Genomic DNA, 22057 nt, shown 5'->3' with positions numbered 1-22057 from the left:
ATGACCTTTTTAAACCCTACATACCTTTGGGCGCTGTTTGCGCTTGCTATTCCAATAGCGATTCATTTGTGGAGTAAAAAAGAGGGTAGAACTATTAAGATAGGTAGTATCAAATTAATTGAAGAGTCTGATTCAAAAAAATCTAGTAGTATCCAACTCAACGAGCTTTTACTATTGTTGCTACGTCTTTTTTTAATTACTGTTTTGGTTTTCATTATTGCCGAACCACAACTAAGAAAAAATGTTACTACGACTCCATTGACATATATAGTCGAGCCTTCATTATTAAATGACACTAAAATAGCTGCCATAATCGATACGCTGGATGAAAGTAGTATAAGACTATTACAAAAGGATTTTCCTGAATTTGAGGATGTAGATTTAAATGCTATTGTTGAAACTCCAAATTATTGGGATTTGGCAAAGCAGATGAAAGATATACGAACTGATAGTATTGTCGTTTTTACCAGTGCTTTTTCAAAAGGAATAAAAGGAATTCGCCCTGTATTAGATAACAGAATACAATGGGTGGTATTCAATACTGAAATGTCTCTTCGAGAACCTATAAAGGCTGAAAGAAAAGGAGATTCTATCAAGTTAGTGTCGGTTTTGAGTAACTCAGAAAAACACATCTATGACAGAAATATAGTTAAGGTTAACGATAACGCAATTCAACTAAATAATATAGGAGATAGTTTGGTCTTTAATGAAAATGGACTTGTCAAAAGACTAAAGGTAGATAGCGCAAGAGAGATCAAGACACACATCTTTTTTGAGGATAGTCTCCTTAATGAAAAACGGTATGCGGAAGCATCGCTAAATGCAATTTCTAAGTATACAAAATATCATATTGAAGTTAGTAGTAGCAATGATAGTAGTAGTGTAAAAAATATAGAATACGATCTTTTAGTTTGGTTAAGCAATAAGCAAGCTCCTAAAAATGAAGGTAAGTTATTAGTCTATAAACCTGATAATCTAGCAAATAGTCTTATTGAAAAGAGCGAAGAGCCGGATATGTTTTACTTAACAGCATCACTGAACTCAGACACGGTTATAGGACAACATTTTGCAGAACAACTATTAAAAATACTAGGGCTGAATAACGATCTAAAAAAAGAGAAAATCGAACAGTACGATAATACCTCAGTCGCATTAAATGAAATAAGTACTACGGGCGATGAATCAATAAAAAGCATTCATAAAACTGTTAATGTTTCTATTACCAAATGGTTATGGTTACTGTTGGTAGTATCTTTAATAGCCGAAAGGATAGTTTCAAAAATGAGAAAACAATAATGAGTGGGGCGACCAACATATTGATTCAATTTAAGAGAAAATGGCAGCTACTAAATTGGCTAGAAGTTTTTTTATATGCCTTTGGAATTGCATTCTTAGTATATTTTTTATTGGTTAATGTGTTAATTGCTATGGTTGTTTTTCTATCAGTTGGAACCATAATCTCTTTCCTCATCAAGCCATGGTCATCAAACTTAAATAGGGTGACTACTTACATTGATAAAAAGCTTGACATTGCTGAATACAGTACGGGTTTACTGCTTAAGCGAAAAGATACGCTTTCAGGTTTAGCGCAGTTGCAGCAGCATAAAGTTCTCGAGACGCTTAAGAAGAATTTAAATACTATAAAACCACCAAATAATGTATTAAAAGCCAGTTTGGTGATGCTCGCTTTCGTTTTAGTAGGCTTGGCCGTATATCAATTCAATTTAGTTGAATATGTCAAGGGGACTTCACCTAAAAGGCCGGCATCAGAAAGTATTGCTTTTGTGCCAATTGATTCTACTGAAACAAATTTTAAGCCCCCTAATATTACTGATCAATTGGTTAAAGTTCGATATCCTAGATATACGAATATTGGTGTGTTTAAAAACACTAATATGAATGTAAAGGCTTTAGAGGGCTCAAGCTTATCTTGGGAGCTACGCTTTGATATGAATATTAAGGATGTTTCTATTGAAAGCATGGGTAAAAGTTATCCGATGCAATTAGATGAAGGGATTTATAAAAAATCTTTTGTAGTACAGGCATCGGGGTTTTACAATTTTAAATTTACTGACCTTAAGGATAATGAATACACTTCAAAATTGTATTCAATAGAAATGCTAAAGGATGAACAACCGAATATAAAAATTAGGGATATTGAGCAGTTTACTTCTTTTGATTTCGATGAAGATATGAAGTTGTCATTTCGAACGGATATCACTGATGATTATGGTTTGGCCGATGCTTATATTATTGCAACTGTAAGCAAAGGTTCCGGGGAATCCGTTAAATTCAGAGAGGAAAAATTAAATTTTGATAACCCAATTTCAATAGGAAATAAAAGGCAAACTGTATCAAAAACAATGCAGCTAGAAAGCCTAAAAATGGAACCGGGGGATGAGCTTTATTTTTATGTTGAAGCTCTAGATCGCAAAAAGCCCAAATCAAATCAGGCAAGAAGTGAAACTTATTTTGCAGCAATAAAAGACACCGTATCCGATCAATTTGCTGTTGAGGCAACCATGGGTGTTGATTTGATGCCAGAGTATTTCAGGAGCCAACGACAATTAATTATCGATACTGAAAAGCTTATTAAGAATAAACCCAAACTAACAACAAAAGATTTTAAGTTTTCGAGTAACGAATTAGGTTTTGATCAAAAATCGCTGCGTTTAAAGTATGCAGAGTTTATGGGAGAAGAAACCGATTTTGGTGAATCTATTGAAAGTCAAGAAGAAACACCTGATCATGAAGCCGAACACAGTGAAGAAGATCCGCTTGCGGAGTATACCCACGATCATGATAATGAAAACGAGCATAATCTTGTTGAAGAAAAGGATAAGGACAAAAAGAATAACCCTCTAGAGGAGTTTATTCATGACCATTCTGATCCTGAAGAAGCAACGCTTTTTACTGAATCATTAAAAAGTAAATTACGCCAAGCCCTAAATGAAATGTGGGATGCAGAACTTTACTTACGCTTGTACACCCCAGAGAAATCCTTACCCTATCAATACAGAGCATTAAAACTGATTCAAGAAATTAAGAATAGCGCGAGAATTTATGTGCATCGTATTGGGTTTGACCCGCCGCCAATTAAAGAGGACAAAAGATTAAGTGGAAAACTTGATGAGGTTTCTAATTTTAGAAAAAATGAGGATTTAAAAATACCTGAAGTCTACCCATCAATACGACGAACTATTGATAGACTAGCGCAACTGATCTCAGAAAATAAAATGCCGACGACCGAGGATAGGGTTTTGTTTAAAAATGCAGGAAGTGAACTTGCTGCAAAAGCCATTGAAAATCCAGGAAACTACCTAAAAACGTTGCAACAACTAAAATTAATATCCGATACAAATCAATCAACACAGGTGCTATTGAGATCAGTTCAAAGAGGGTTGTATGCGGCCGTCCCATCAAAAAAGCCGAATCCATCAAAAAAATTTGTTGGTCAAAGTGAGATAAACGAGTTATTGATTAATGAACTTAATATTAATGACTAGTCTCCTGCTATTCCTGAATAAGACTTGGCTTTGGCAAGTGCTAATCATAGGACTTTTGTTAATGATTGTTTTTACCTGGAAAGAATGGCAGGAACGTGGTAAAAAGCGCTTTTGGATACGACTTTTTGCCGGCCTTATTGCAATTGTATCATTGGCAATGCTCGCTTTAAAACCTGTTATTAATAAAGAGACTAAATCGTATAAAGCAGTTGTAATTACAGAAGGTCATACCAGAAAACAGCTCGATAGTTTAAAAAGACAACAGAAGAATATAAAGCTCATTTCATACAAAGTAAATGAACCGTTATTTAAAGCTGGAGCTATTCCTGATACCACCTTTATAATCGGAAACGGCATTAAACCCTTTGATCTTTGGCAATTGGATTCTGTAAATACTATTTATTTAAAAGGAACCTTACCTAAGGGAATTACTAGATTTAAGTATACTAATGACGTAACGGTCGGCGAGCAGTTTTTATTCAATGGTATTTATCAAAAAGCACAAAATGGAAGGGTTTTGATACTTAAAGGACCCGGAGGCATTGACTTAGACTCCATTGCATTAAAGGATACACTAGTGCAACCTTTTAACTTAAAAACGGATATAGCTGTAAGTGGTAAGTTCGTTTTTTCTATTCAAGAAAAAGACTCAACGGGTACTGTTTTATCTTCAGATCCAATTCCCGTAATAGCAAACAATCCAAAAGCATTGAAGATTCTAATGCTCAATGGTTTTCCCACTTTTGAATCGAAATATCTCAAAAACTATTTGGCTGAAATGGGGCATGAGCTATTAATACGAACCCAAATCACCAGAGGTCGCTTTAAGTATGAGTATTTTAATAGAAAGAGGGCTCCTTTGAGTCGACTTACTGAAAAGAATTTAGGTGAGTTCGACTTGGTGATATTAGACCCACTTACGCTCAGAAATTTTGGTGGTAGTACTAAGCTTGAATTAAAAAATGCAGTACAACAGGATGGTTTGGGGATTTTTGTGCTAATGAATAACGGCGGTATAAACACCTTGAAAAGCTTTGGTGATTTTTCGTTTAAATCTGACGGATTAAATGAAATAAGTGTTTTGGATGATTCAAAGCTTAGGCTATCAAAATTGCCAATTTCGTTTAATGAGAGTTTAGGAATTAACGGTATTCACAAGAGTAAAAACAAATTAGTATCTGCCTATAAAACAATCGGTAATGGCAAGATTGGTTCAAGTGTATTGCAAAATAGTTACGAGCTACTTTTACGTGGAAATACAGATGAATACCAGCAGCTTTGGAGTAAAATAATTGGTGAGATTAGCGAAAAAGAATCTAAGCTAGTTGAATGGAATACCGATTCAAAAATTGCATACAAAGATTACCCTTTTGAGTTTGGTGTGAGAACAACAAATGACAACGTAAGAGTAAGATCGAATAACGAATTTAGTATCCCTTTGAAGGAGGATATTGATATTACCAACCTCTGGCATGGAAAAACCTACCCTAAAAATTTAGGTTGGAACTTATTGTCGACACAAGAAGACTCTGCATCAGTAATGAACTATTTCGTAACGGATACTTTAAAATGGAGGGCACATAACAAGTACCGAACTATCCTTGAAAATAAAAGATTTTCTAATAGGGCTTCTCATACTTTGAAAAAGTCATACATCTCAAAGGTCATTTCTCCTTTGTGGTTTTTCTTCGCTTTTATGTGTTGTGTAATATACTTGTGGTTAGAACCTAAGGTTTTGGGTTGAGAACCCTTGCTTAAATCTTTTTTACATACTTCGTAATGATTACGATTTGCTGCCCGTCTACTTTTCCTTCTATGTATTCAGCATTTTCATGATCTAAGGATACTCTTCTAACAGCGGTACCGCGTTTGGCAATCATACTTGATCCTTTAACAGGAAGATCTTTGATTAAAACCACACTATCACCGGCATTAATAATAGCACCATTACTATCACGATGCACAATTTTATCCTCATCATTTTCACCTTCGCCGCTAGCTTTTGCCCATTCTAATTCATCTTCCTCTAAATAGATTATATCAAGAAGATCATGTTTTTTTAAACGAGCCAGCATTCGCCAGCTTATTACTTTTACGGCTGCATGTTCACTCCACATGCTATCATTTAAACATTGCCAATGATTAGGGTCAGTTTTATCGGGGTTTTCAATTTGAGAAGTACAGTTAGTACAAGCATAAATGCTCGAGTATAAAGCATCTTTCTTTATGGGTTGAACCTCATAAATATTTAGCTGTTCATCGCTACCACATAATTCACATAAATTCCCACTACGTTTGCCCAATTCTCTTTCAATACTCATGTTTGGTTGTTTGCCGTAAAAATAATTAAATAGCCAAGGAATGGGGCGGCTGTCGCATTAATTACATAATTTTATCTTACCAACCAGTACATATACCCTTGAGTATTAAAAAGACAACACTAATTATATTATTGCTTTTTTGTGCATTGTACGCCGATCTTTCTGCACAGGATACTGATGCAGTAAAAGCACAAATTGAGGATGCATTGACTACGTCTAAAAAATATGCATTGGTTAATCGAGATAGTGCACTTTATTATGTTAATCGGGCAGAAGATCTTTCAAAATCTTTAAAAGATAAGACCCTAACTATTCGCGTAAAAAATCAAAAATCCGCCATCCATATTTATCGAGCTGAATTTGATAAAGCACAACAACTGCTAGAAGAAAACATAGACGAGGCAGAAATAGATGAGGTGTCTTTAACGACTTCTTATCAAAATTTAGGAACTGTTTTCAACTACAAACAAGATTTTGAAAAGGCAGTAGCCTATTATTTAAAAGCGTCTGAACTTGCTGAAAAAAATAAGGATACGGCCAGTCTGGGCAAAATATATTCCAATGTAGGAGGTATTCACGCTCGACTTAAAAACACTGACAAGGCTTCCGATTATCTCAATAAAGCCATTGAGTTTTTAGATAAAAATGAGCCTCAGAAAATGCAGGTGATAGTCAATCTTGCGGCGTTGGCATTTAGTGATAAAAAGATTGATGAGGCAATCTCACTTTCTCTAGAAACAGAGCAGTTGGCAATTAAAAATAAGATTCCCGTATTTCTAGGTATTATTTATTCTAATTTATGTAATTATTATCTAGGGGATGAGCAGTTTGAAAAGTCTATCTATTATGGTAAAAAGGGAATTGAGTATAAGAAACAGTTCAAACAAAACACCGATGTAATTCTAAATAATCTAGGATATGCATATTTGCAAAAAGGAGATCCTGATGAAGCGATTCGATATTTAGAAATGCTTTCTCCTAATATAAGTGCCGAGCTTCGGGTGTTAACTTATAATAATCTTCGCGAAGCATATCAATTAAAAAACGATACAAAAAAGGCACTTGGTTATGCCAATTTATATGCCGTTTTAAAGGATTCTATTTCGGAGGTGTCGCAACGTCGAGAAGTTGCTGAATTGACAGAGAAATACGAGTCTGCTAAACAAGAACAGCAGATTGAAGTACTGGAAGCAAAAGATGAATTAAATAGTGCAAAAATAAACGCGCAGCGCAGCTATTTTCTGATCGCAGGAATACTGGGGATATTGTTATTGGTCTCGGGTTTTTTGTGGTATCGAAATCAACGGACTAAGCAATCACTTAAGACGGCTAAAATTCAACACAAACTATTGCAAACACAGCTAAATCCACATTTTTTATTTCATGCATTAAACAGTATTCAAAGTTTTGTATTTCAGAATAGGAAAGACGAGTCCGTTAACTATTTAGGAAGTTTTAGTAAACTCATGCGCTCTATTCTAGAAAGCTCCGATCGTGATTTTATAGATGTAGAAGAGGATGTTAAGGCCTTAGAATCATATTTAGACCTTCAAAAACTGAATACAACAAATCAATGGGATTTTGAGATTGAAATGGATGATGGGATTGAAGATAGTATGCTTTTAATTCCTCCCATGTTCACACAGCCGCATGCGGAAAATGCCATTTTACACGGATTCAAAGAAATTGAAAATGGAATCTTAAAAGTAAAATATCAATTAATAGTGGATGGTTTACAAGTAACTATTTCCGACAATGGAAATGGAATAAATGAGAATAAAGAAGACGCCAAACAGTTAAACCGCTCAATGAGTACACAAATATTAAGTGAGCGTATTGATAATCTGAAAAAAACGCATCAATTTCATTGCAAAGTAAAAACAGAAAGTACAATGAAAGGAACCACGGTTTATCTTGATTTTCCCATTAGATACGGCAAATTGTAGTTATATTTAATTGATGAAGAAATCCATGTCGTGTATAATTATTGAAGATGATGTTTCAGCTGCTTCCATGGCACAAGAGATCATTACGACTAACTTTAATGAGATTTCTATTGCAAGTATTATCCCGGATATCCAGTCTGCCTATATTCAATTAAAACAAGAGCAGCCCGATTTTGTGATACTCGATGTTAATTTAAAAGATGGGAATGCATTCGATTTATTAAAGCAGTTAGACGCAATTAATTTCAAGATTATTTTCACCACTTCTTTTGATAAGTATGCTGTACAGGCATTTAAGTTTAGCGCTTTAGATTACCTACTTAAGCCCTATATCCCCTCTGATTTAGTAACTGCTGTAGAAAAGGTCATTGCAGATCTTGATAGGACTACGCAAACCAATCAATTAGACGCTTTTTACCATAATGTCAACACATCGAACATAGATAAAAAGCTTGTTTTAAAAAATTTAGATGCTATTTACGTGGTGTTGGTTAACGACGTCATTTATGTTGAATCTGATAATAATTATTCGAAGTTCTACCTTAATGATGAGCGAAAAATTCTTGTTTCAAAAACATTAAAAACCTTTGAAGAACAACTTAAGGAAAGCCGATTTTTAAGAGTGCACCAACGTTTTTTGATCAACTTAGATCATATACAAGCATATCATAAAAAAACGGATATGCTGCTACTTTCTGGCAATAGAGAAATCCCGGTTTCGCAAAGCAAAAAAGCGATTCTAACCCGTTTTCTTGATCAGCTATCATAAATTCTCAGGAGACACTATCAAATTCTAAACCGTTTAAGTCAAATTCTCATTAAGCCCTATAAACACTGCTATATGGGGTATCTTTAGTTTGGTTTTTGTTCATCATAATAAAACGATCAATCATGAAAAACACACTAAAGATATTATTCGCTGTAGTCGCAATAGCGTTCGTACAACAATCAGAAGCCCAAATTTGGAAGAAAATAAAAAAACGTGCTGAAAAGAAAGTAGAACAAAAAGTACTTAAAGAAACTGACAAAAAGATTGATAAGGTTCTTAATCCAAAACAAGCGGAAGAAAAACGAAAAAAAGATTCTATTACTGCTGCCAAGAATCCAAAAAAGGGAACTACAAAACCATCACAAAACCAAAATGAGAACCCTAAAGAAGGAGAAGAGAAGATAGGCTTTTGGATGAGCTATGATTTTATACCGGGTAAAGAAGTGATCTTCTTTGATAATATGCAAGAGGAAGATTATGGGGATTTTCCTCGTAGGTGGGATTTATTAGGAGGTAATGCTGAGGTTGGTCGATTTGGTAAGGAGAAAGTGCTTCTTTTTTATAACACAAATACTGTGATCAATCCATTGTTTAAGGAAGAGAAATATCTTCCTGATGCATTTAGTATTGAGTTTGACATTTATTTTGATGAGGTAGCCCAAAATAACAGATCTGAATACAAGCTTTACTTTAATGATGATTTGTATAACCCAATCGAAATCAAGTCCTACTTCCCTTTTGAGGTTACTTATAAAGCGTTCAAGCATAGCACCAGTCAGTATAAAAATATTCGTGATTTTAATGGTTGGCATCATATTGCCATTAGTTATCATAAAGGCTATTTAAAAATGTACTTTGATGAGCAAAAAGTATTGAATATCCCTAGGTTGGACTTTGTTCCGGAAAAGTTGAATAAAATCAAAGTGTACTATTCGGAGAGTTCTAAACAAAAACGCGTACTGAGTATAAAAAATTTCAAACTAGCAAAAGGTGGCGGTAAGCCCTATGCTCAAGTTATTGCTGATGGCAAATTTGTTACTCATGGTATTTTATTCGATACAGGGAAGGCAACATTAAAAGCCCAATCGGCTGGTGTCTTAAAACGTGTTACCGATATGTTGTTAGATAATCCTGATTGGAAATTCGAGATCGTAGGACATACTGATTCCGATGGTGATGATGAAAGTAATTTAGTATTATCTCAAAAAAGAGCAGAAGCAGTAAAACAAGCATTATTAGATAGAGATATTGATGCAATGCGACTTACTACTTCAGGAAAAGGAGAGGCGGAAGCTCTAAACGGTAATAGCACTCCTGAAGAAAAGGCGAACAATAGAAGAGTGGAATTCATCTTAAAAAAGTAGGGTAATGAAGATACGATCGATTATAGTGATATGTTTTTTGTTGGTATTAAGCATAGGAGAGGCACAGGAATGTAAGTCGGCTATTTTCTTTAAAGAAGGTTCTGTGTTGACCTATACAGACTATAATAAAAAAGGAAGGGCTAAGAACACCAACTCACACGAAACAACTAAAGTAATCTTTGTAGATGGCGGCATAGTAGCGGAGTTTAAGACTACACTCTACGATTTAAAGGGAAAAGAGCAATTTAGTAGTAATTATGGCGCAGGGTGTAAAAATGGACTATTCACAGTTGATATGCTTCGGTTTTTTGATATGGGGAAATTATCAGAACATAATGATGACGATATTGAATTGAAAATTGATGGGTCAGTAATTTCTTTTCCGGTTGAAATGAACGCAGGCGATGAGCTTGAGGATGGAGATATCACGATTAAGGTTAATAAAAATGATTTCACTTTGGTTACGATGACCTTTGATGTTTTTAATCGAAAAGTACATGAAAATGAAGAAATTACTACAGCTGCTGGAACTTTTGATTGTCAGGTAGTTACTTTTGACTTCGAATCAAAATTTGGGATCTTAAAAATTAGGGGTTCCGGCAAAGAGTGGTATTTAGATGATAAGGCAGTAGTTAGATCAGAATCATACAATAAAAAGGGTAAATTGATTGGGTATCATGAGTTGACCAAGATAGAATAGCTTAGTAGATTGTTTATTAGGAACTATTTAGTAATTTATACCAGATATTTCCTATTTGGATCAACATAAAGCTATGTCAACGCAAACATGCATTTTGGTAGACGATGAACAAGACGCATTGGAAACACTACAATGGATGCTTGATCGATATTGTCCTGAATTAGAAATTATAGGAACTTACAACGATCCTCTAAAGGCCGTTGAGGCCATTAAAAAACAAAGTCCTACCTGTTTATTCCTAGATGTGCAAATGCCCAAAATGTCTGGTTTTGATCTGCTAGAACAATTTAGTGAACCAGCATTTCAAACAATTTTCACCACGGCCCATGATCAATTTGCAATTCCTGCAATAAAGGTCTCGGTACTAGACTATTTACTAAAGCCTATTGAAAAAGAAGATTTAATTGCAGCTGTAGCCAAATTATCGGCAATAGTGCCTCAAAAAATAACTACCAAAGAAAGAATTGGTGTTGGGAAGGTGAAAATTCTGTACGAAGGAAATTTTCACTTGTTTGAACCAAACGAGCTTATTTATTTAAAGGCAGAGAAAAATTATACCCGAATTTATTTATCTGATGGCACGAAAATTTTGCTATCCAAAACATTAAAAAGTGTGGAGGCTGATCTGCCTCAGGATATTTTTTTTAGATCACATAACTCCTATCTAATCAATCTAAATCATATAAAAAAAATAAGCAAGGGTAATGATGCGGTAATCGAACTTACCAATGGTAATACTGCTTCTTTAAGTCGTACTAAGAAAGAGGAGCTGTTTAACAAATTATGAGTTTTATACAATTTCTTGAAAAGAGTGTAGAAGGCACTAATAGTTATGCACCTTTAAGTGGTATACAGGACCCAGATTGGCCTTTAGGGTTTTTCGCTTGGGTACAGGGTATGTTATTAGTGATGTTTTTATATCACTTTTTTATTTACGGACAGAATAAGAGTAGGACTTTCTTATTCTATAGCCTGTATATTTTGGCCTTAACCATATATTTTTTATTTGAATCCCCTGCCATATTTCTAGAGCCGATTCGTATTCCATTTATTCCGGTTATATACCATCAAATTCATCTGTTGGCCTATGTTTTTTATATCTCTTTTATAAGAGAGCTTGCAGAGACAAGAATCACTGTACCCAAATGGGATAAGGTTTTGAAATTTCTAGTGTACTTTTTACTTTTTTACATTGTTTTTATTGCGGTAATAGGCTATTTTATCGGTCCAAGTTTGTTATCGACATTAGCTTCTGTGGCACTTACTATATTGTCAATAGCGAGTATTACAAATGCAGTTATACTTTTCAAAATAAAATCGCCATATATTTATTTTTTCATCCTTGGTACTATTTGTTATGTGATCGGAGCTAATTTGGCATTGTATGCTTCCTACACTGTGCCTTCGGAACAAATTCAAAACCATTTGGCATTATCTCCTTCAGTTTACGTACAAGTTGGCGCCGTTATGGAAATTCTCTTTTTTGCTTTAAGTATTGGATCTAGAATAGCTTCGATAGAAAGAGATAAGAATTTATCTGAAATCGCTCTATTGCAAAAAACTTTAGAAGCTTCCGAATTAAAAATGACTGCCCTTCGAGCACAGATGAATCCACATTTTGTATTTAATGCCTTAAACTCAGTAAGAAGTTATATTATAAAAAACGATGCTGAAAAGGCATCAGATTACCTCGCTAAGTTTTCAAAACTAATAAGGCGAATATTGAAAAATTCTAACAAGAATAGCATAAGCTTAAGTGAAGAATTAGAAACTATAAAAACCTATGTACAACTAGAAGCGATACGTATTAAAGGAGGATTTAACTTTAATCTAGATTTAGATGAGAATATAGTGCCAGAGGACATTGAAGTGCCTGCACTTTTTTTGCAGCCCTATATTGAAAATGCCATTTGGCATGGTCTTAGTCATAAAGACGGAGAGAAAAAGCTTGACCTAACTATTCGTCAAGTAGATAACAATATTGAATTGTCGCTAACTGATAATGGTATCGGAATTATGGCTTCTTCAGAACTTAACAAGAATCTTGGTAAAACATCCGTAGGTACCAAAATTACTTCAGATAGAATACAATCATTTTACGATGATAATGCTTCAATACAAATTCGCGAACGGGATTATGACCTTGAAGAAGAGAAAGGTACAGAAGTGAAAATTATACTTCCAATCAACAAATAATCAAATTCTTACCATTCGTTCAGTAAAAATATCCATTGGTTCAAACCTGACCATTCCATAATGTGGATTCAGATATATTTACTTTAAAAGTTAAGGTCATGAAAAAGATTATTATTCCCCTACTATTGATTGTTCTAGTATTAGGCTGCTCTGAAGACGAGCCGCAGATAGGAGTATTATTAAGTGATGAAAAAGAGCTTTTAGAATTTAAATTCTTGAAGTCCGCAAATCAAATCGAAGTAAATTCTATTGGAGAAATAGATAACACGGGGGTTCTTCTTTTTTTACCTCCTGGAAGTGATTTGACAAATCTGAAGCCGGAGTTCGTGATTTCTTCAAAAGCAAAGGCAACAGTCAACGGTCAAGAAATTATTAGTGGGCAAAGTACTGTTGATTTTCAAAATGGGGCTTTGATAAAGGTAACTGCCGAAGATGGATCTGATAAGATTTGGGATATAAATATAATTATGGATTTCCCTGCCTTAGATGCAGCAATCGCAAGTCTGATGACACAGTATGAAACTCCGGGCTTTCAATTAGCCATTTTAAAGGACGAAAAATTAGTCTATAGAAAATCGTATGGAGAATCGAATGTAGAAACAGGAGAGAAGGTAACCAACAGTTCTCGATTTAGAGTGGCGTCAGTATCCAAACCTATTACACAGGCAGCTATTTTAAAGCTGGCCGAAGATCTAAGCGATTTTAGTCTTGACGATAAGGTTTTTGGACCAGGCTCTATATTGGGCAATCAATATGGTACTGCACCATATACTGCAGACAAATTAGATATAAGTGTACGTCATTTAATGGACCATGAGTCCGGTTGGACCAATACGCCTAATGACCCAATGTTTAGTGATATAAATTTGAGTCAGACTCAAATAATAGATGATATGGTTGATAACAGAGCGTTGACGACAACACCGGGATCTACTTATTCATACTCAAATTTTGGGTATTCGTTATTAGGTCGAATTATTGAAGAGCTTTCTGGAATGACCTATGAGAATTACATTAATCAAAATATTTTAGCTCCCTCTGGAGTATATAATATGGAGATTGCTGGAAATACGATTGCAGAACGTAAAAGCGATGAAGTGTATTACTATAGCCAAGAGTCAACAAGTGCTTATGATATGAATGTTCGTAGGATGGACGCTCATGGTGGCTGGATTGCTAATGCCACTGATCTAGCAGAGTTTTTGACGCATATTGATAGAAACTCTGTTGTTGCTGATATCATTACAACCAGCAGTTCAAATGAAACTTACTTTGGATTTTTTAATTGGCTTCATACTGGCTCTCTACCTGGAACAGCAAGCATACTTAATAGACTGAATGATTCTTTTGGGTATGCTATTATTGGAAACTCTCGAACCCGACCTAGCGATACAATTTTAGATGGGATGCAATTAGCGGTTGAAACGGAAATTAATACCCGAACACTCTGGCCGAGTTATGATTTGATCGATCGCAGTCTGCCAATAAGTAGTAGTAATAACTAAATATTACTTAAAAGCGGTTAATAGACGATATTTAATGTTTATTTATGACTTTCTATGCAATAAGTAAGTAGAACACAGTCTATCTTTGCCAGTCCTAAAAGAAAAGGATTGCTGGAAGATATCGTCATATCGTTTTTATGGAGTATTTCGCCTTTTGGTGAAGCCAAGGTTGGTATCCCTTACGGTATGCTCAACGGTGCAAATATTTATGTGATATTTTTTATTTGTTTAGCAGCCAACATCTTGGTGTTTCCTATCATGATGTTTTTCCTAGATAATATTAATCGATATCTACTTCGATTTCGTTGGTATAAAAGGCCAGCTATTTTTGTCGCAAGAAGGGCTAAATCAGGCTCTGGTGATAAAATCAGAAAATACGGTTTCTTAGGACTCACCTTCTTTGTAATGATTCCGCTTCCTGGTACTGGGGTATATGCTGGTAGTATTGCCGCTTATTTGTTTAGCATGGATAGGAGTAAAGCCTTCTTGGCAAATAGTGTCGGTATATCAGTATCTTCTATTATTATTTGGATCACTACTTTTTTAAGTATGGGAGCTAGTTTTTAACTGCCTATTTTTTAGATAAATTTTTTCGCGGAATCTTCCATAAATTATCATTTTGTAAAGACCCATAGTAACAAATTGATCTCAACCAAGACCTTGAAGTAATAACTCAAATAGTCAGAGACATTTTTTAAAGTTGCTCATTAGATGTTACGACTATCCTAATTACAGAAACAGAGCGTACCTGAAATTCCTTTGCCTTACCCTTACATACTACTCTATGTTATATTAACGGTCAGTACCAAAAAAATCAAAGAAAAATATTTTAAAAAGACCACGGTTTAAGGTACTATTTAAAAATGAAGATTAGGTTCTTATAGCATTTAAGATCAATCGGTTAAAAAACCTAATTCTGCTATTCTTCTTATCTCAACTCGTTAAAAAACAGCTAGTTGTGTGACTAATGTTACACAACTTTTTTAGTCATATGATAATTGTCATAGATGATTAGCGACTTGTAAAATACCTTTATTCACATAAAAGAGGGATCAATAAATTCAAGAATGATGAAAAATTTAGTCATATTAGGAGCAGGAACTTCAGGAACTATGATGGCAAACCATCTCATTAAAAAGTTGCCTAAAAGTGAGTGGAAAATTACCATAATCGATCAATATAAAACACACTATTACCAACCTGGGTTTTTATTTCTTCCTTTTGACATTTATACGACGAAACAAGTAAAGAAAAACGGAAAAAAGTTTATACCTAAGGGCGTTCGATACATTCAAGAAAAAATTGAGTTGATTGTACCAGAAAAAAATAAGGTAATCCTTGAAGAGGTTGGAGAGTTGACTTATGATATTTTGATTGTTGCAACAGGCACAAAGATTGCACCTGAAGAGATTGATGGCATGAAAAGCCCTAAATGGTATAAAAATATCTTTGATTTTTATACATACGAAGGCGCCAAAGCATTGCGTGATAAATTGCGCGATTGGGAAGGTGGTAAATTGGTAGTGCATATTTCGGAAATGCCAATTAAGTGTCCAGTAGCGCCACTAGAATTTGCTTTTTTGGCTGATTCCTACTTCAAGAATAAAGGAATAAGGGAGAAGGTTGATATCACTTTTGTTACTCCTTTAGATGGAGCATTTACAAAACCAAAAGCAACCAAAGCACTTCATTATCTATTAGAAGAAAAAAATATAAAGGAGGTCACCGATTTTAATATTGAACGTGTTGACTTTGAAAACAACAAGATTATTGATTATGCTGATACCGAAGTCGAGTACGATTTATTAGTAACGGTACCTACCAATATGGGGGATGCCTTGCTAGAACGATCTGGTATGGGCGATGACCTAAACTTTGTACCTACCAACAAAGCTACCTTACAGACCAAAGACTATGAAAATATTTTTGCTATTGGTGATGCTACTGACTTACCTGCCTCTAAAGCGGGATCTGTGGCTCATTTTGAGGCAGAAATTTTGACCGATAATATAATGAGGCATATTAATGGTGAGCCTTTGAAAGAAGAATTCGATGGACATGCCAATTGTTTTATAGAAACAGGAGGAGGAAAAGCACTCTTAATAGATTTTAATTACACCCATGAACCTGTTGAAGGTACATTTCCCTTTCCTGGTGTAGGGCCTTTGCAACTATTAAAAGAAAGCAGAACGAACCATATGGGAAAAATGGCCTTCAGATGGATTTACTGGAATATGTTGATAAAAGGTATACACATACCATTTGTTTCTGCAACGATGAGTACCAAAGGCAAGCAATTAGAAGAAGTAAACACGTAATAATAATTTTAAAATTCAATAAAAATGAACAAAACTATAGCACAAGCAACAATTTCTGTAAATGAAGAAGGCTATTTAACTGATTTCAGCCAATGGACAAAAGAAATAGGAGAAGAAATCGCTAAAGAAGAAAATATTGATATGTCTGATAGACACTGGGAGGTTATTGATTACATCCATAATCAGTACAAAAATGAAGTGGCTTTATCAATTAGAGGCATCAAAAAAAGTGGTGTTATCAATATTAAAGAGTTTTACGGTTTGTTTCCAGGAGGTCCTTTAAAAAAATGTACCAAGATAGCGGGTATTCCAAAGCCTAAGAGCTGCATATAAGTTTTATCGAAAACAGCTAAGAAATTAAGAACATTTAACTATTAAATTATGAGCGATACTAAAGTCAAAAAAATGCTTTTCATCTTATCAAAAGCTACCATAGAAAATGTGTATGCTGCTTTTATCATGGCAAATGGTGCTCGAATGGAGGGTATTGAATCGGAGATATTTTTTACATTTTTCGGATTGGAAGCTATCCAGAAAAAAAAGCTAGAACACCTACGTGTAGCAACAGTAGGAAATCCGGCTATGCATATGCCGACAATGTTAGGTGGTTTGCCAGGTGTTGAGGCACTGGCCACTAAAATGATGAAGAGAGAAATGGAGAAACTAGATATGCCTCCTGTTAATGAGTTTATAGAAATATTATCAGACTCGGGATGCAAATTATGGGGTTGTAAACTCGCAATTGATATGTTTCATTTAGAAAAAGAGGATTTAATTGATGAGCTTGATGGGATTTTGACTATAGGAGACTTTTATAATAGAGCTGATCGCGAAGATACCCATCTATTATTTATTTAGTACCATAGCGTTTATTAGAAGAAAAACCCCGTTTTAACGGGGTTTTTACTTTTAATAGAAAGATCAGATGAGTTATTGCTGCATTAGATTTTTGATTTTTCAAATCCATCATTTGTCATTCCATCTACTTCAAGCTTTTTGAAATCTAGAAAGACAACGGTATTGAAAGAAATATACCATTTTATAGATCTGTATTGTTAGAAAAACTCGGTAATACAGAACCTAATAGCCCTAAAGTAAGAAGTGATACACAACGTATATCACTTCCTACTAAAACTTTAAAAAATACGGTGTTAGTTATTATTGTTTTTTGATTTACCAAAGGTGTAGCTTGCACCAATCATGATCATTGAAGTGGTCATGTCATAAGACACCTCACTATCAGGAATAGCACCGTAGGGTGGAAAATTTTGTATGAATTGTGGATTTAAAACTGGTCCAGTAGTAGCATCTCCGCTAGATCCATAATGGTAAACGGCATCAAATGAAAATGCGTCACTAGCCTTATATGTGAAACCTAGTTGAAAGGCATTTTTAATGATTGCTGTTGCAGGGATATTAAAAAATGCTACATCACTGTTAATTGGATTTGAACTATAGGTGTAGCCAGCTCTTATGGGTAATTTATCGATCCCTTTATACTGAATACCGGCGGATATTATGTTGATGTTTTCCCAACCAAAGCCCGATACTGCCGCTGTCGGTGTCCAACCTGTTTCCGAAAATCCGTCTGTATTTTCATAATCTACAAGTCGATAATCAACGGCGAGATCAATATTTCCTAGAGAATACCCAAGACCGAATGACAAAATAGCAGGATAATCCATATTAAATTCATTAGTAGCGGTTGAACCATCTAAATAAGTATTGTCGAGATCAAAATCACTAAAAGACTGAGTGGTTTTATAAGATGCTCCAGCTTTAAATCCAGATTCAGAGTTAAAAAATACACCAACCTGACCACCAAAACCAATTGCAGTTGCTTTATCGGTTGATGGATACCCTGATTGATTTGGATTGGCAGTAGGGTTCGGAATAAGTTCTAAAGTTGCATAGTTTATCGTGGGCTGCACACCAATAGAAAATTGATCTGATATGTCATAGGCCCAAGCAAAACCAACTTGTAATAGAATATAATCAGATTCTATTCTTCCAAAACCGCCCTGACCTTGTGGTAGATTTATCGGGTTTGTGGTACTTTCAGGAAAAGTCACTCCAAAGCCACTAATTCCAAAAGCCGAAGCACCAAATGTATGTTTACTATCTTCTTTACCCCATACAAATGCGAGTGCAGGCAATGGTGAGATACCTCTGTCATCTTCTGTTACCCCATTGAAAAAATTGCCAGTTGGTTGTCCGTTAATGTCAAATTCTGGTACTGTCGAACTCAATTCAGGAGAGGAAGAGAAGAACCCTATATCAAATTTCAGAATACTTCCGTTAAAAGCTGATATTGTTGCGGGATTCCAGTGCAAAGCTCCTGAAATATCTAAAGGCTGTGCTGTAGCAGCGCCTCCCATAGACATATTTACAGATCCTACGCCCTGCATTATATGACCAGCCTGGGAAAATACTAGGGTAGAGAAAAGTAGTAAGCAAAAATTTAAAAAGTAATTTTTCATAATCGGATAGTTTAATATTTGAACATAAAACAAAGTCTTATTACTATGTTTTATATATCGAAAATATGATGTTTACTCGAGCTAAAGTATCTTATATGCACCTACGTTAAAATGATTATAATCATTGTTCAGAAAGGATTATAGTTATAGTTTCAATATATAATAATGAGTACCAGAGAGATTGTTGTTTTGTTTGAACAAATTATAAAGTATTTAATTTTAAATAGTAACATTTGTTACAAAAGGACTTTCGAAAAAGAATTAGCTTAGTACGATTTTATTTTCTAAATAACACTTATGAAAAGAAGAAAATTTGTCAAGAATGCCATGTTAGGCTCGATGGGTGCTATTATTGGCACAGAAATAGTGTTTGGGTCGTCTATGCCCGATGGTTATAAACCATTGGCGCTGCAAGATCCTGATCCGTTTAAAATGTTCGACAAAGACAGGGATATGGTGGTTCTTAATGACAAGCCATGGAATATCGAAGCACAAGCACACTTGCTAGATGATAAAATCACCCCCAATAAGTATATGTTCATCAGAAACAATGGTCTTATACCAGAAGATATTGATGAGAAAAATTGGACCTTGACTATTGAAGGAGAATCTGTAAAACAAAAGAAAACATTTACTCTTGCAGAGCTAAAATCAAAATTTACACAACACACCTATCAGCTTACTTTAGAATGTGGCGGTAATGGGCGTAGTGAATTCGATCCACCAGCCAAGGGAAATCAGTGGACTATTGGTGCTGTGTCTTGTGCCACATGGACAGGTGTACGGCTTCGAGATGTGCTGGCCGATGTAGGAATAAAAGATGATGCGGTTTACATTGGATATCACGCGGCCGATGTTCATTTGAGCAGAAACCCTAGCAAAGAACCAATTTCAAGAGGCGCGCCAATGGCAAAGGTCATGCAAGAAGAAACATTGTTAGCATTCAAAATGAATGGAAAAGATATTCCGCTAGCACATGGTTATCCACTGCGATTAGTTGCTGGAGGTTGGCCTGCTTCGGTTTCTGGTAAATGGATAAATGGTATTAGCGTGCGTAATAAAGTTCATGATGGTGCAAAAATGACTGGAACAGCTTATCGTGTTCCATGTAACCCTGTGGCTCCTGGTGAAAAGGTAAAAGACGAAGACATGTGTATTATAGAATCAATGCCAGTTAAGTCGTTAATTACATACCCGAAATCCGGGGCTGTTCTAAAAGAAGGAAAAAAGCTGAATATTAGGGGACATGCCTGGGCGGGTGAACTAGAAGTTTCAAAAATGGAATACTCGATAGATTTTGGATCTACATGGAAATCGTGTACATTGAATAAACCTGCAAACCGTTTAGCATGGCAGCATTTTTCAGCGAGTATAGCTTTCCCAAAAAAAGGCTATTACGAAGTATGGGCCCGCGCTACAGATGAGCAAGGTATAGCACAACCAATGCTCTTGCCGGGTTGGAATCCGAAAGGATATTTAAATAATGCATGTCACCGAATTGCGATTAAAGTGAGCTAATGGATAATTCAGAAAACATTAGAAAAGCGATTAGGGAGGTGTCTCGGTTAATGTCCGTAATACTTGTAGTTTTTGGTATTATGATTGGTATGCTGGTCTATTTTATGGTTGATCCAACGCTTTCCGCCTTTAAATCAGTTCCATCTGCTGACGAAGATATTCTGGTATATCAAGATAATGAGGTTCAACTTAGTGAAGAAGATTTTGATAAAATAGAAAATGGGATACATATTCGTACTGGTCTTATAGAAGGCGAGGGATTAATGGAAGTAGTCAATAATTGCACTAACTGTCACTCAGCTAAATTGGTTACTCAAAATAGAATGAATAAAGAACGTTGGGTAGCGACTATTAGATGGATGCAAGAGACTCAAAATTTATGGGATCTTGGTAAAAATGAAGAAATTATAGTCAACTATCTGGTAGCTAACTACCCAGTAAAGAAAAAGGGAAGAAGAGAACTATTGTCAAATATTGATTGGTATGAGCTTCAAGAATAGTATAAAAATCATTTTATGCTTCATTACAATTGTTTCTTGTAAGAATAGGGTAGATGGTTCACCAGAAAAAGCAACAAGCAACAAAGGTCTTAAGCGCATTATAGAAGCAGAAGAACTTCTTAAAATTCAAAGAAATGAAAACCTAGTTATAGTCGATTTTAGAAAAAAAGAGGAGTATAAAATAAATCATATAAAAGGAGCTCTTAATATTTGGCGAACGGATATCGAAGATGCTACCTATGCATATGGTGGTATGATGGCAAAAAAAGAGCACATTGAGTCACTTTTTAGCAAATTGGGTATACGTGATGACGATACGATTGTAGTTTATGATAATAAGGGATCAAGTGATGCTGCAAGATTGTGGTGGTTATTAAAATATTATGGTTTTGAATCAGTCCAACTACTAAACGGTGGGTTTGATGCGTGGAAAAATGCTGATGGAGATACAAGTCACCAAATGACTAATATAGAGCCTTCAATGTTCGCTTTTCCACACAATGAAAATTTAAATATATGGATAAGCTATGATGAGCTTTTAGGACTCTTAAATTCAACAAATAATATTATTGTGCTCGATACTCGTAGTAGCGAGGAGTTTACTGGTAAAAGAAGAAAAAAGGGGGCGGTTAAAGCAGGAAGAATCCCCAAAAGTATTCATATTGACTGGGCAAACGCAATTGACTATCATGGGACAAAAAAGTTTAAAACAAAGGCTGAATTAGAAGTAATATATGGTAAAATGAATGCATCTAAAAATGATACGATTATTGTATACTGCCATACAGGTGTTCGGTCTGCACATACCACTTTTGTTTTAAAAGAAATATTAGGTTATAAAAATGTAAGAAATTACGATGGCAGCTGGACAGAATGGAGTCAGTTTAATACGTTGCCATTTGAAAAAGATAGTATAACAATAGTAAATAAATAA

The 22057-nt window shown here is 35.0% G+C and carries 19 protein-coding genes; 17 read left to right on the top strand and 2 right to left on the bottom strand.

Annotation, left to right across the window (positions count from 1 at the left end; all coding sequences use genetic code 11):
• The 3 genes from GWK10_RS01605 to GWK10_RS01595 are packed head-to-tail and all read left to right on the top strand — an operon-like array spanning position 1 to position 5250.
• A complete protein-coding gene (locus tag GWK10_RS01605; RefSeq protein ID WP_164029147.1) occupies positions 1–1296 on the top strand; it encodes a BatA domain-containing protein in 1296 nt (431 codons plus the stop codon).
• Entirely contained in the window at positions 1296–3506 is a 2211-nt protein-coding gene (locus GWK10_RS01600) for an ABC transporter permease (RefSeq protein ID WP_164029146.1), read from the top strand. The genes GWK10_RS01605 and GWK10_RS01600 overlap by 1 nt, the downstream gene beginning before the upstream one ends.
• On the top strand, positions 3484–5250 hold the full coding sequence (locus GWK10_RS01595; RefSeq protein WP_164029145.1) for a hypothetical protein: 1767 nt from the start codon (positions 3484–3486) through the stop codon (positions 5248–5250). Before GWK10_RS01600 ends, GWK10_RS01595 begins: the two co-directional genes overlap by 23 nt.
• A 10-nt stretch (positions 5251–5260) precedes the next feature.
• Here GWK10_RS01595 and GWK10_RS01590 read toward each other — a convergent pair whose 3' ends face one another.
• A complete protein-coding gene (locus GWK10_RS01590) occupies positions 5261–5827 on the bottom strand; it encodes a PhnA domain-containing protein (RefSeq protein ID WP_164029144.1) in 567 nt (188 codons plus the stop codon).
• 98 nt (positions 5828–5925) lie between these two features.
• On the opposite strand from GWK10_RS01590, the gene GWK10_RS01585 reads away from it, so the two are divergent.
• The 11 genes from GWK10_RS01585 (at position 5926) to GWK10_RS01535 (ending at position 17483) form a co-directional block, all read left to right on the top strand.
• Positions 5926–7773, top strand: a complete 1848-nt coding sequence (locus GWK10_RS01585; protein ID WP_164029143.1) for a tetratricopeptide repeat-containing sensor histidine kinase — start codon at positions 5926–5928, stop codon at positions 7771–7773.
• A gap of 13 nt (positions 7774–7786) precedes the next feature.
• Entirely contained in the window at positions 7787–8542 is a 756-nt protein-coding gene (locus GWK10_RS01580) for a LytR/AlgR family response regulator transcription factor (protein ID WP_164029142.1), read from the top strand.
• A 122-nt stretch (positions 8543–8664) separates the two neighbouring features.
• On the top strand, positions 8665–9906 hold the full coding sequence (locus tag GWK10_RS01575) for an OmpA family protein (protein ID WP_164029141.1): 1242 nt from the start codon (positions 8665–8667) through the stop codon (positions 9904–9906).
• A gap of 4 nt (positions 9907–9910) precedes the next feature.
• Positions 9911–10606: a TapB family protein gene (locus tag GWK10_RS01570; protein WP_164029140.1), complete on the top strand. Its 696-nt coding sequence runs from the start codon at positions 9911–9913 to the stop codon at positions 10604–10606.
• 73 nt (positions 10607–10679) lie between these two features.
• Positions 10680–11393, top strand: coding sequence for a LytR/AlgR family response regulator transcription factor (locus tag GWK10_RS01565; protein ID WP_164029139.1), 714 nt, complete (start codon positions 10680–10682; stop codon positions 11391–11393).
• Complete coding sequence (locus tag GWK10_RS01560; RefSeq protein ID WP_164029138.1) at positions 11390–12802, top strand: sensor histidine kinase; 1413 nt, start codon at positions 11390–11392, stop codon at positions 12800–12802. The genes GWK10_RS01565 and GWK10_RS01560 overlap by 4 nt, the downstream gene beginning before the upstream one ends.
• 98 nt (positions 12803–12900) lie before the next feature.
• On the top strand, positions 12901–14307 hold the full coding sequence (locus GWK10_RS01555; protein ID WP_164029137.1) for a serine hydrolase domain-containing protein: 1407 nt from the start codon (positions 12901–12903) through the stop codon (positions 14305–14307).
• A 108-nt stretch (positions 14308–14415) separates the two neighbouring features.
• Entirely contained in the window at positions 14416–14874 is a 459-nt protein-coding gene (locus GWK10_RS01550) for a COG2426 family protein (RefSeq protein WP_164029136.1), read from the top strand.
• Between the two features lie 503 nt (positions 14875–15377).
• Complete coding sequence (gene sqr / locus GWK10_RS01545) at positions 15378–16625, top strand: type III sulfide quinone reductase, selenoprotein subtype (RefSeq protein ID WP_164029542.1); 1248 nt, start codon at positions 15378–15380, stop codon at positions 16623–16625.
• Between the two features lie 24 nt (positions 16626–16649).
• Positions 16650–16958, top strand: a complete 309-nt coding sequence (locus tag GWK10_RS01540; RefSeq protein ID WP_164029135.1) for a TusE/DsrC/DsvC family sulfur relay protein — start codon at positions 16650–16652, stop codon at positions 16956–16958.
• A 48-nt stretch (positions 16959–17006) separates the two neighbouring features.
• The gene (locus tag GWK10_RS01535) at positions 17007–17483 is read left to right on the top strand and encodes a DsrE/DsrF/DrsH-like family protein (protein WP_164029134.1); all 477 of its coding nucleotides are present in this window, start codon (positions 17007–17009) and stop codon (positions 17481–17483) included.
• 293 nt (positions 17484–17776) lie between these two features.
• Here the strand turns inward: GWK10_RS01535 and GWK10_RS01530 are convergent, their stop codons facing one another.
• Positions 17777–19105, bottom strand: coding sequence for an OmpP1/FadL family transporter (locus GWK10_RS01530; RefSeq protein WP_164029133.1), 1329 nt, complete (start codon positions 19103–19105; stop codon positions 17777–17779).
• Between the two features lie 297 nt (positions 19106–19402).
• Here GWK10_RS01530 and GWK10_RS01525 point away from each other — a divergent pair, with 297 nt between their 5' ends.
• Genes GWK10_RS01525 through GWK10_RS01515 form a run of 3 tightly spaced genes read left to right on the top strand, consistent with a single transcriptional unit; the run spans position 19403 to position 22057 of the window.
• The gene (locus GWK10_RS01525; protein ID WP_164029132.1) at positions 19403–20623 is read left to right on the top strand and encodes a sulfite oxidase; all 1221 of its coding nucleotides are present in this window, start codon (positions 19403–19405) and stop codon (positions 20621–20623) included.
• Entirely contained in the window at positions 20623–21123 is a 501-nt protein-coding gene (locus GWK10_RS01520; protein ID WP_164029131.1) for a monoheme cytochrome C, read from the top strand. Before GWK10_RS01525 ends, GWK10_RS01520 begins: the two co-directional genes overlap by 1 nt.
• Positions 21107–22057: a sulfurtransferase gene (locus GWK10_RS01515; protein WP_164029130.1), complete on the top strand. Its 951-nt coding sequence runs from the start codon at positions 21107–21109 to the stop codon at positions 22055–22057. The genes GWK10_RS01520 and GWK10_RS01515 overlap by 17 nt, the downstream gene beginning before the upstream one ends.

The sequence above is a fragment of the Spongiivirga citrea genome, from assembly GCF_010671565.1.
Classification (GTDB): domain Bacteria; phylum Bacteroidota; class Bacteroidia; order Flavobacteriales; family Flavobacteriaceae; genus Spongiivirga; species Spongiivirga citrea.
This window is presented reverse-complemented; position numbering and strand designations above follow the sequence as displayed.

Excerpts from the sequence above, each read along its gene's own strand:
- GWK10_RS01565 (WP_164029139.1), top strand. The coding sequence starts at position 10,680 with ATGTCAACGCAAACATGCATTTTGGTAGACGATGAACAAGACGCATTG.
- GWK10_RS01595 (WP_164029145.1), top strand. The coding sequence starts at position 3,484 with ATGAACTTAATATTAATGACTAGTCTCCTGCTATTCCTGAATAAGACT.
- GWK10_RS01515 (WP_164029130.1), top strand. The coding sequence starts at position 21,107 with ATGAGCTTCAAGAATAGTATAAAAATCATTTTATGCTTCATTACAATT.
- GWK10_RS01570 (WP_164029140.1), top strand. The coding sequence starts at position 9,911 with ATGAAGATACGATCGATTATAGTGATATGTTTTTTGTTGGTATTAAGC.
- GWK10_RS01525 (WP_164029132.1), top strand. The coding sequence starts at position 19,403 with ATGAAAAGAAGAAAATTTGTCAAGAATGCCATGTTAGGCTCGATGGGT.
- GWK10_RS01540 (WP_164029135.1), top strand. The coding sequence starts at position 16,650 with ATGAACAAAACTATAGCACAAGCAACAATTTCTGTAAATGAAGAAGGC.
- GWK10_RS01560 (WP_164029138.1), top strand. The coding sequence starts at position 11,390 with ATGAGTTTTATACAATTTCTTGAAAAGAGTGTAGAAGGCACTAATAGT.
- GWK10_RS01605 (WP_164029147.1), top strand. The coding sequence starts at position 1 with ATGACCTTTTTAAACCCTACATACCTTTGGGCGCTGTTTGCGCTTGCT.
- GWK10_RS01575 (WP_164029141.1), top strand. The coding sequence starts at position 8,665 with ATGAAAAACACACTAAAGATATTATTCGCTGTAGTCGCAATAGCGTTC.
- GWK10_RS01530 (WP_164029133.1), bottom strand. The coding sequence starts at position 19,105 with ATGAAAAATTACTTTTTAAATTTTTGCTTACTACTTTTCTCTACCCTA.
- GWK10_RS01580 (WP_164029142.1), top strand. The coding sequence starts at position 7,787 with ATGAAGAAATCCATGTCGTGTATAATTATTGAAGATGATGTTTCAGCT.
- sqr (WP_164029542.1), top strand. The coding sequence starts at position 15,378 with ATGAAAAATTTAGTCATATTAGGAGCAGGAACTTCAGGAACTATGATG.
- GWK10_RS01590 (WP_164029144.1), bottom strand. The coding sequence starts at position 5,827 with ATGAGTATTGAAAGAGAATTGGGCAAACGTAGTGGGAATTTATGTGAA.
- GWK10_RS01535 (WP_164029134.1), top strand. The coding sequence starts at position 17,007 with ATGAGCGATACTAAAGTCAAAAAAATGCTTTTCATCTTATCAAAAGCT.
- GWK10_RS01555 (WP_164029137.1), top strand. The coding sequence starts at position 12,901 with ATGAAAAAGATTATTATTCCCCTACTATTGATTGTTCTAGTATTAGGC.
- GWK10_RS01520 (WP_164029131.1), top strand. The coding sequence starts at position 20,623 with ATGGATAATTCAGAAAACATTAGAAAAGCGATTAGGGAGGTGTCTCGG.
- GWK10_RS01600 (WP_164029146.1), top strand. The coding sequence starts at position 1,296 with ATGAGTGGGGCGACCAACATATTGATTCAATTTAAGAGAAAATGGCAG.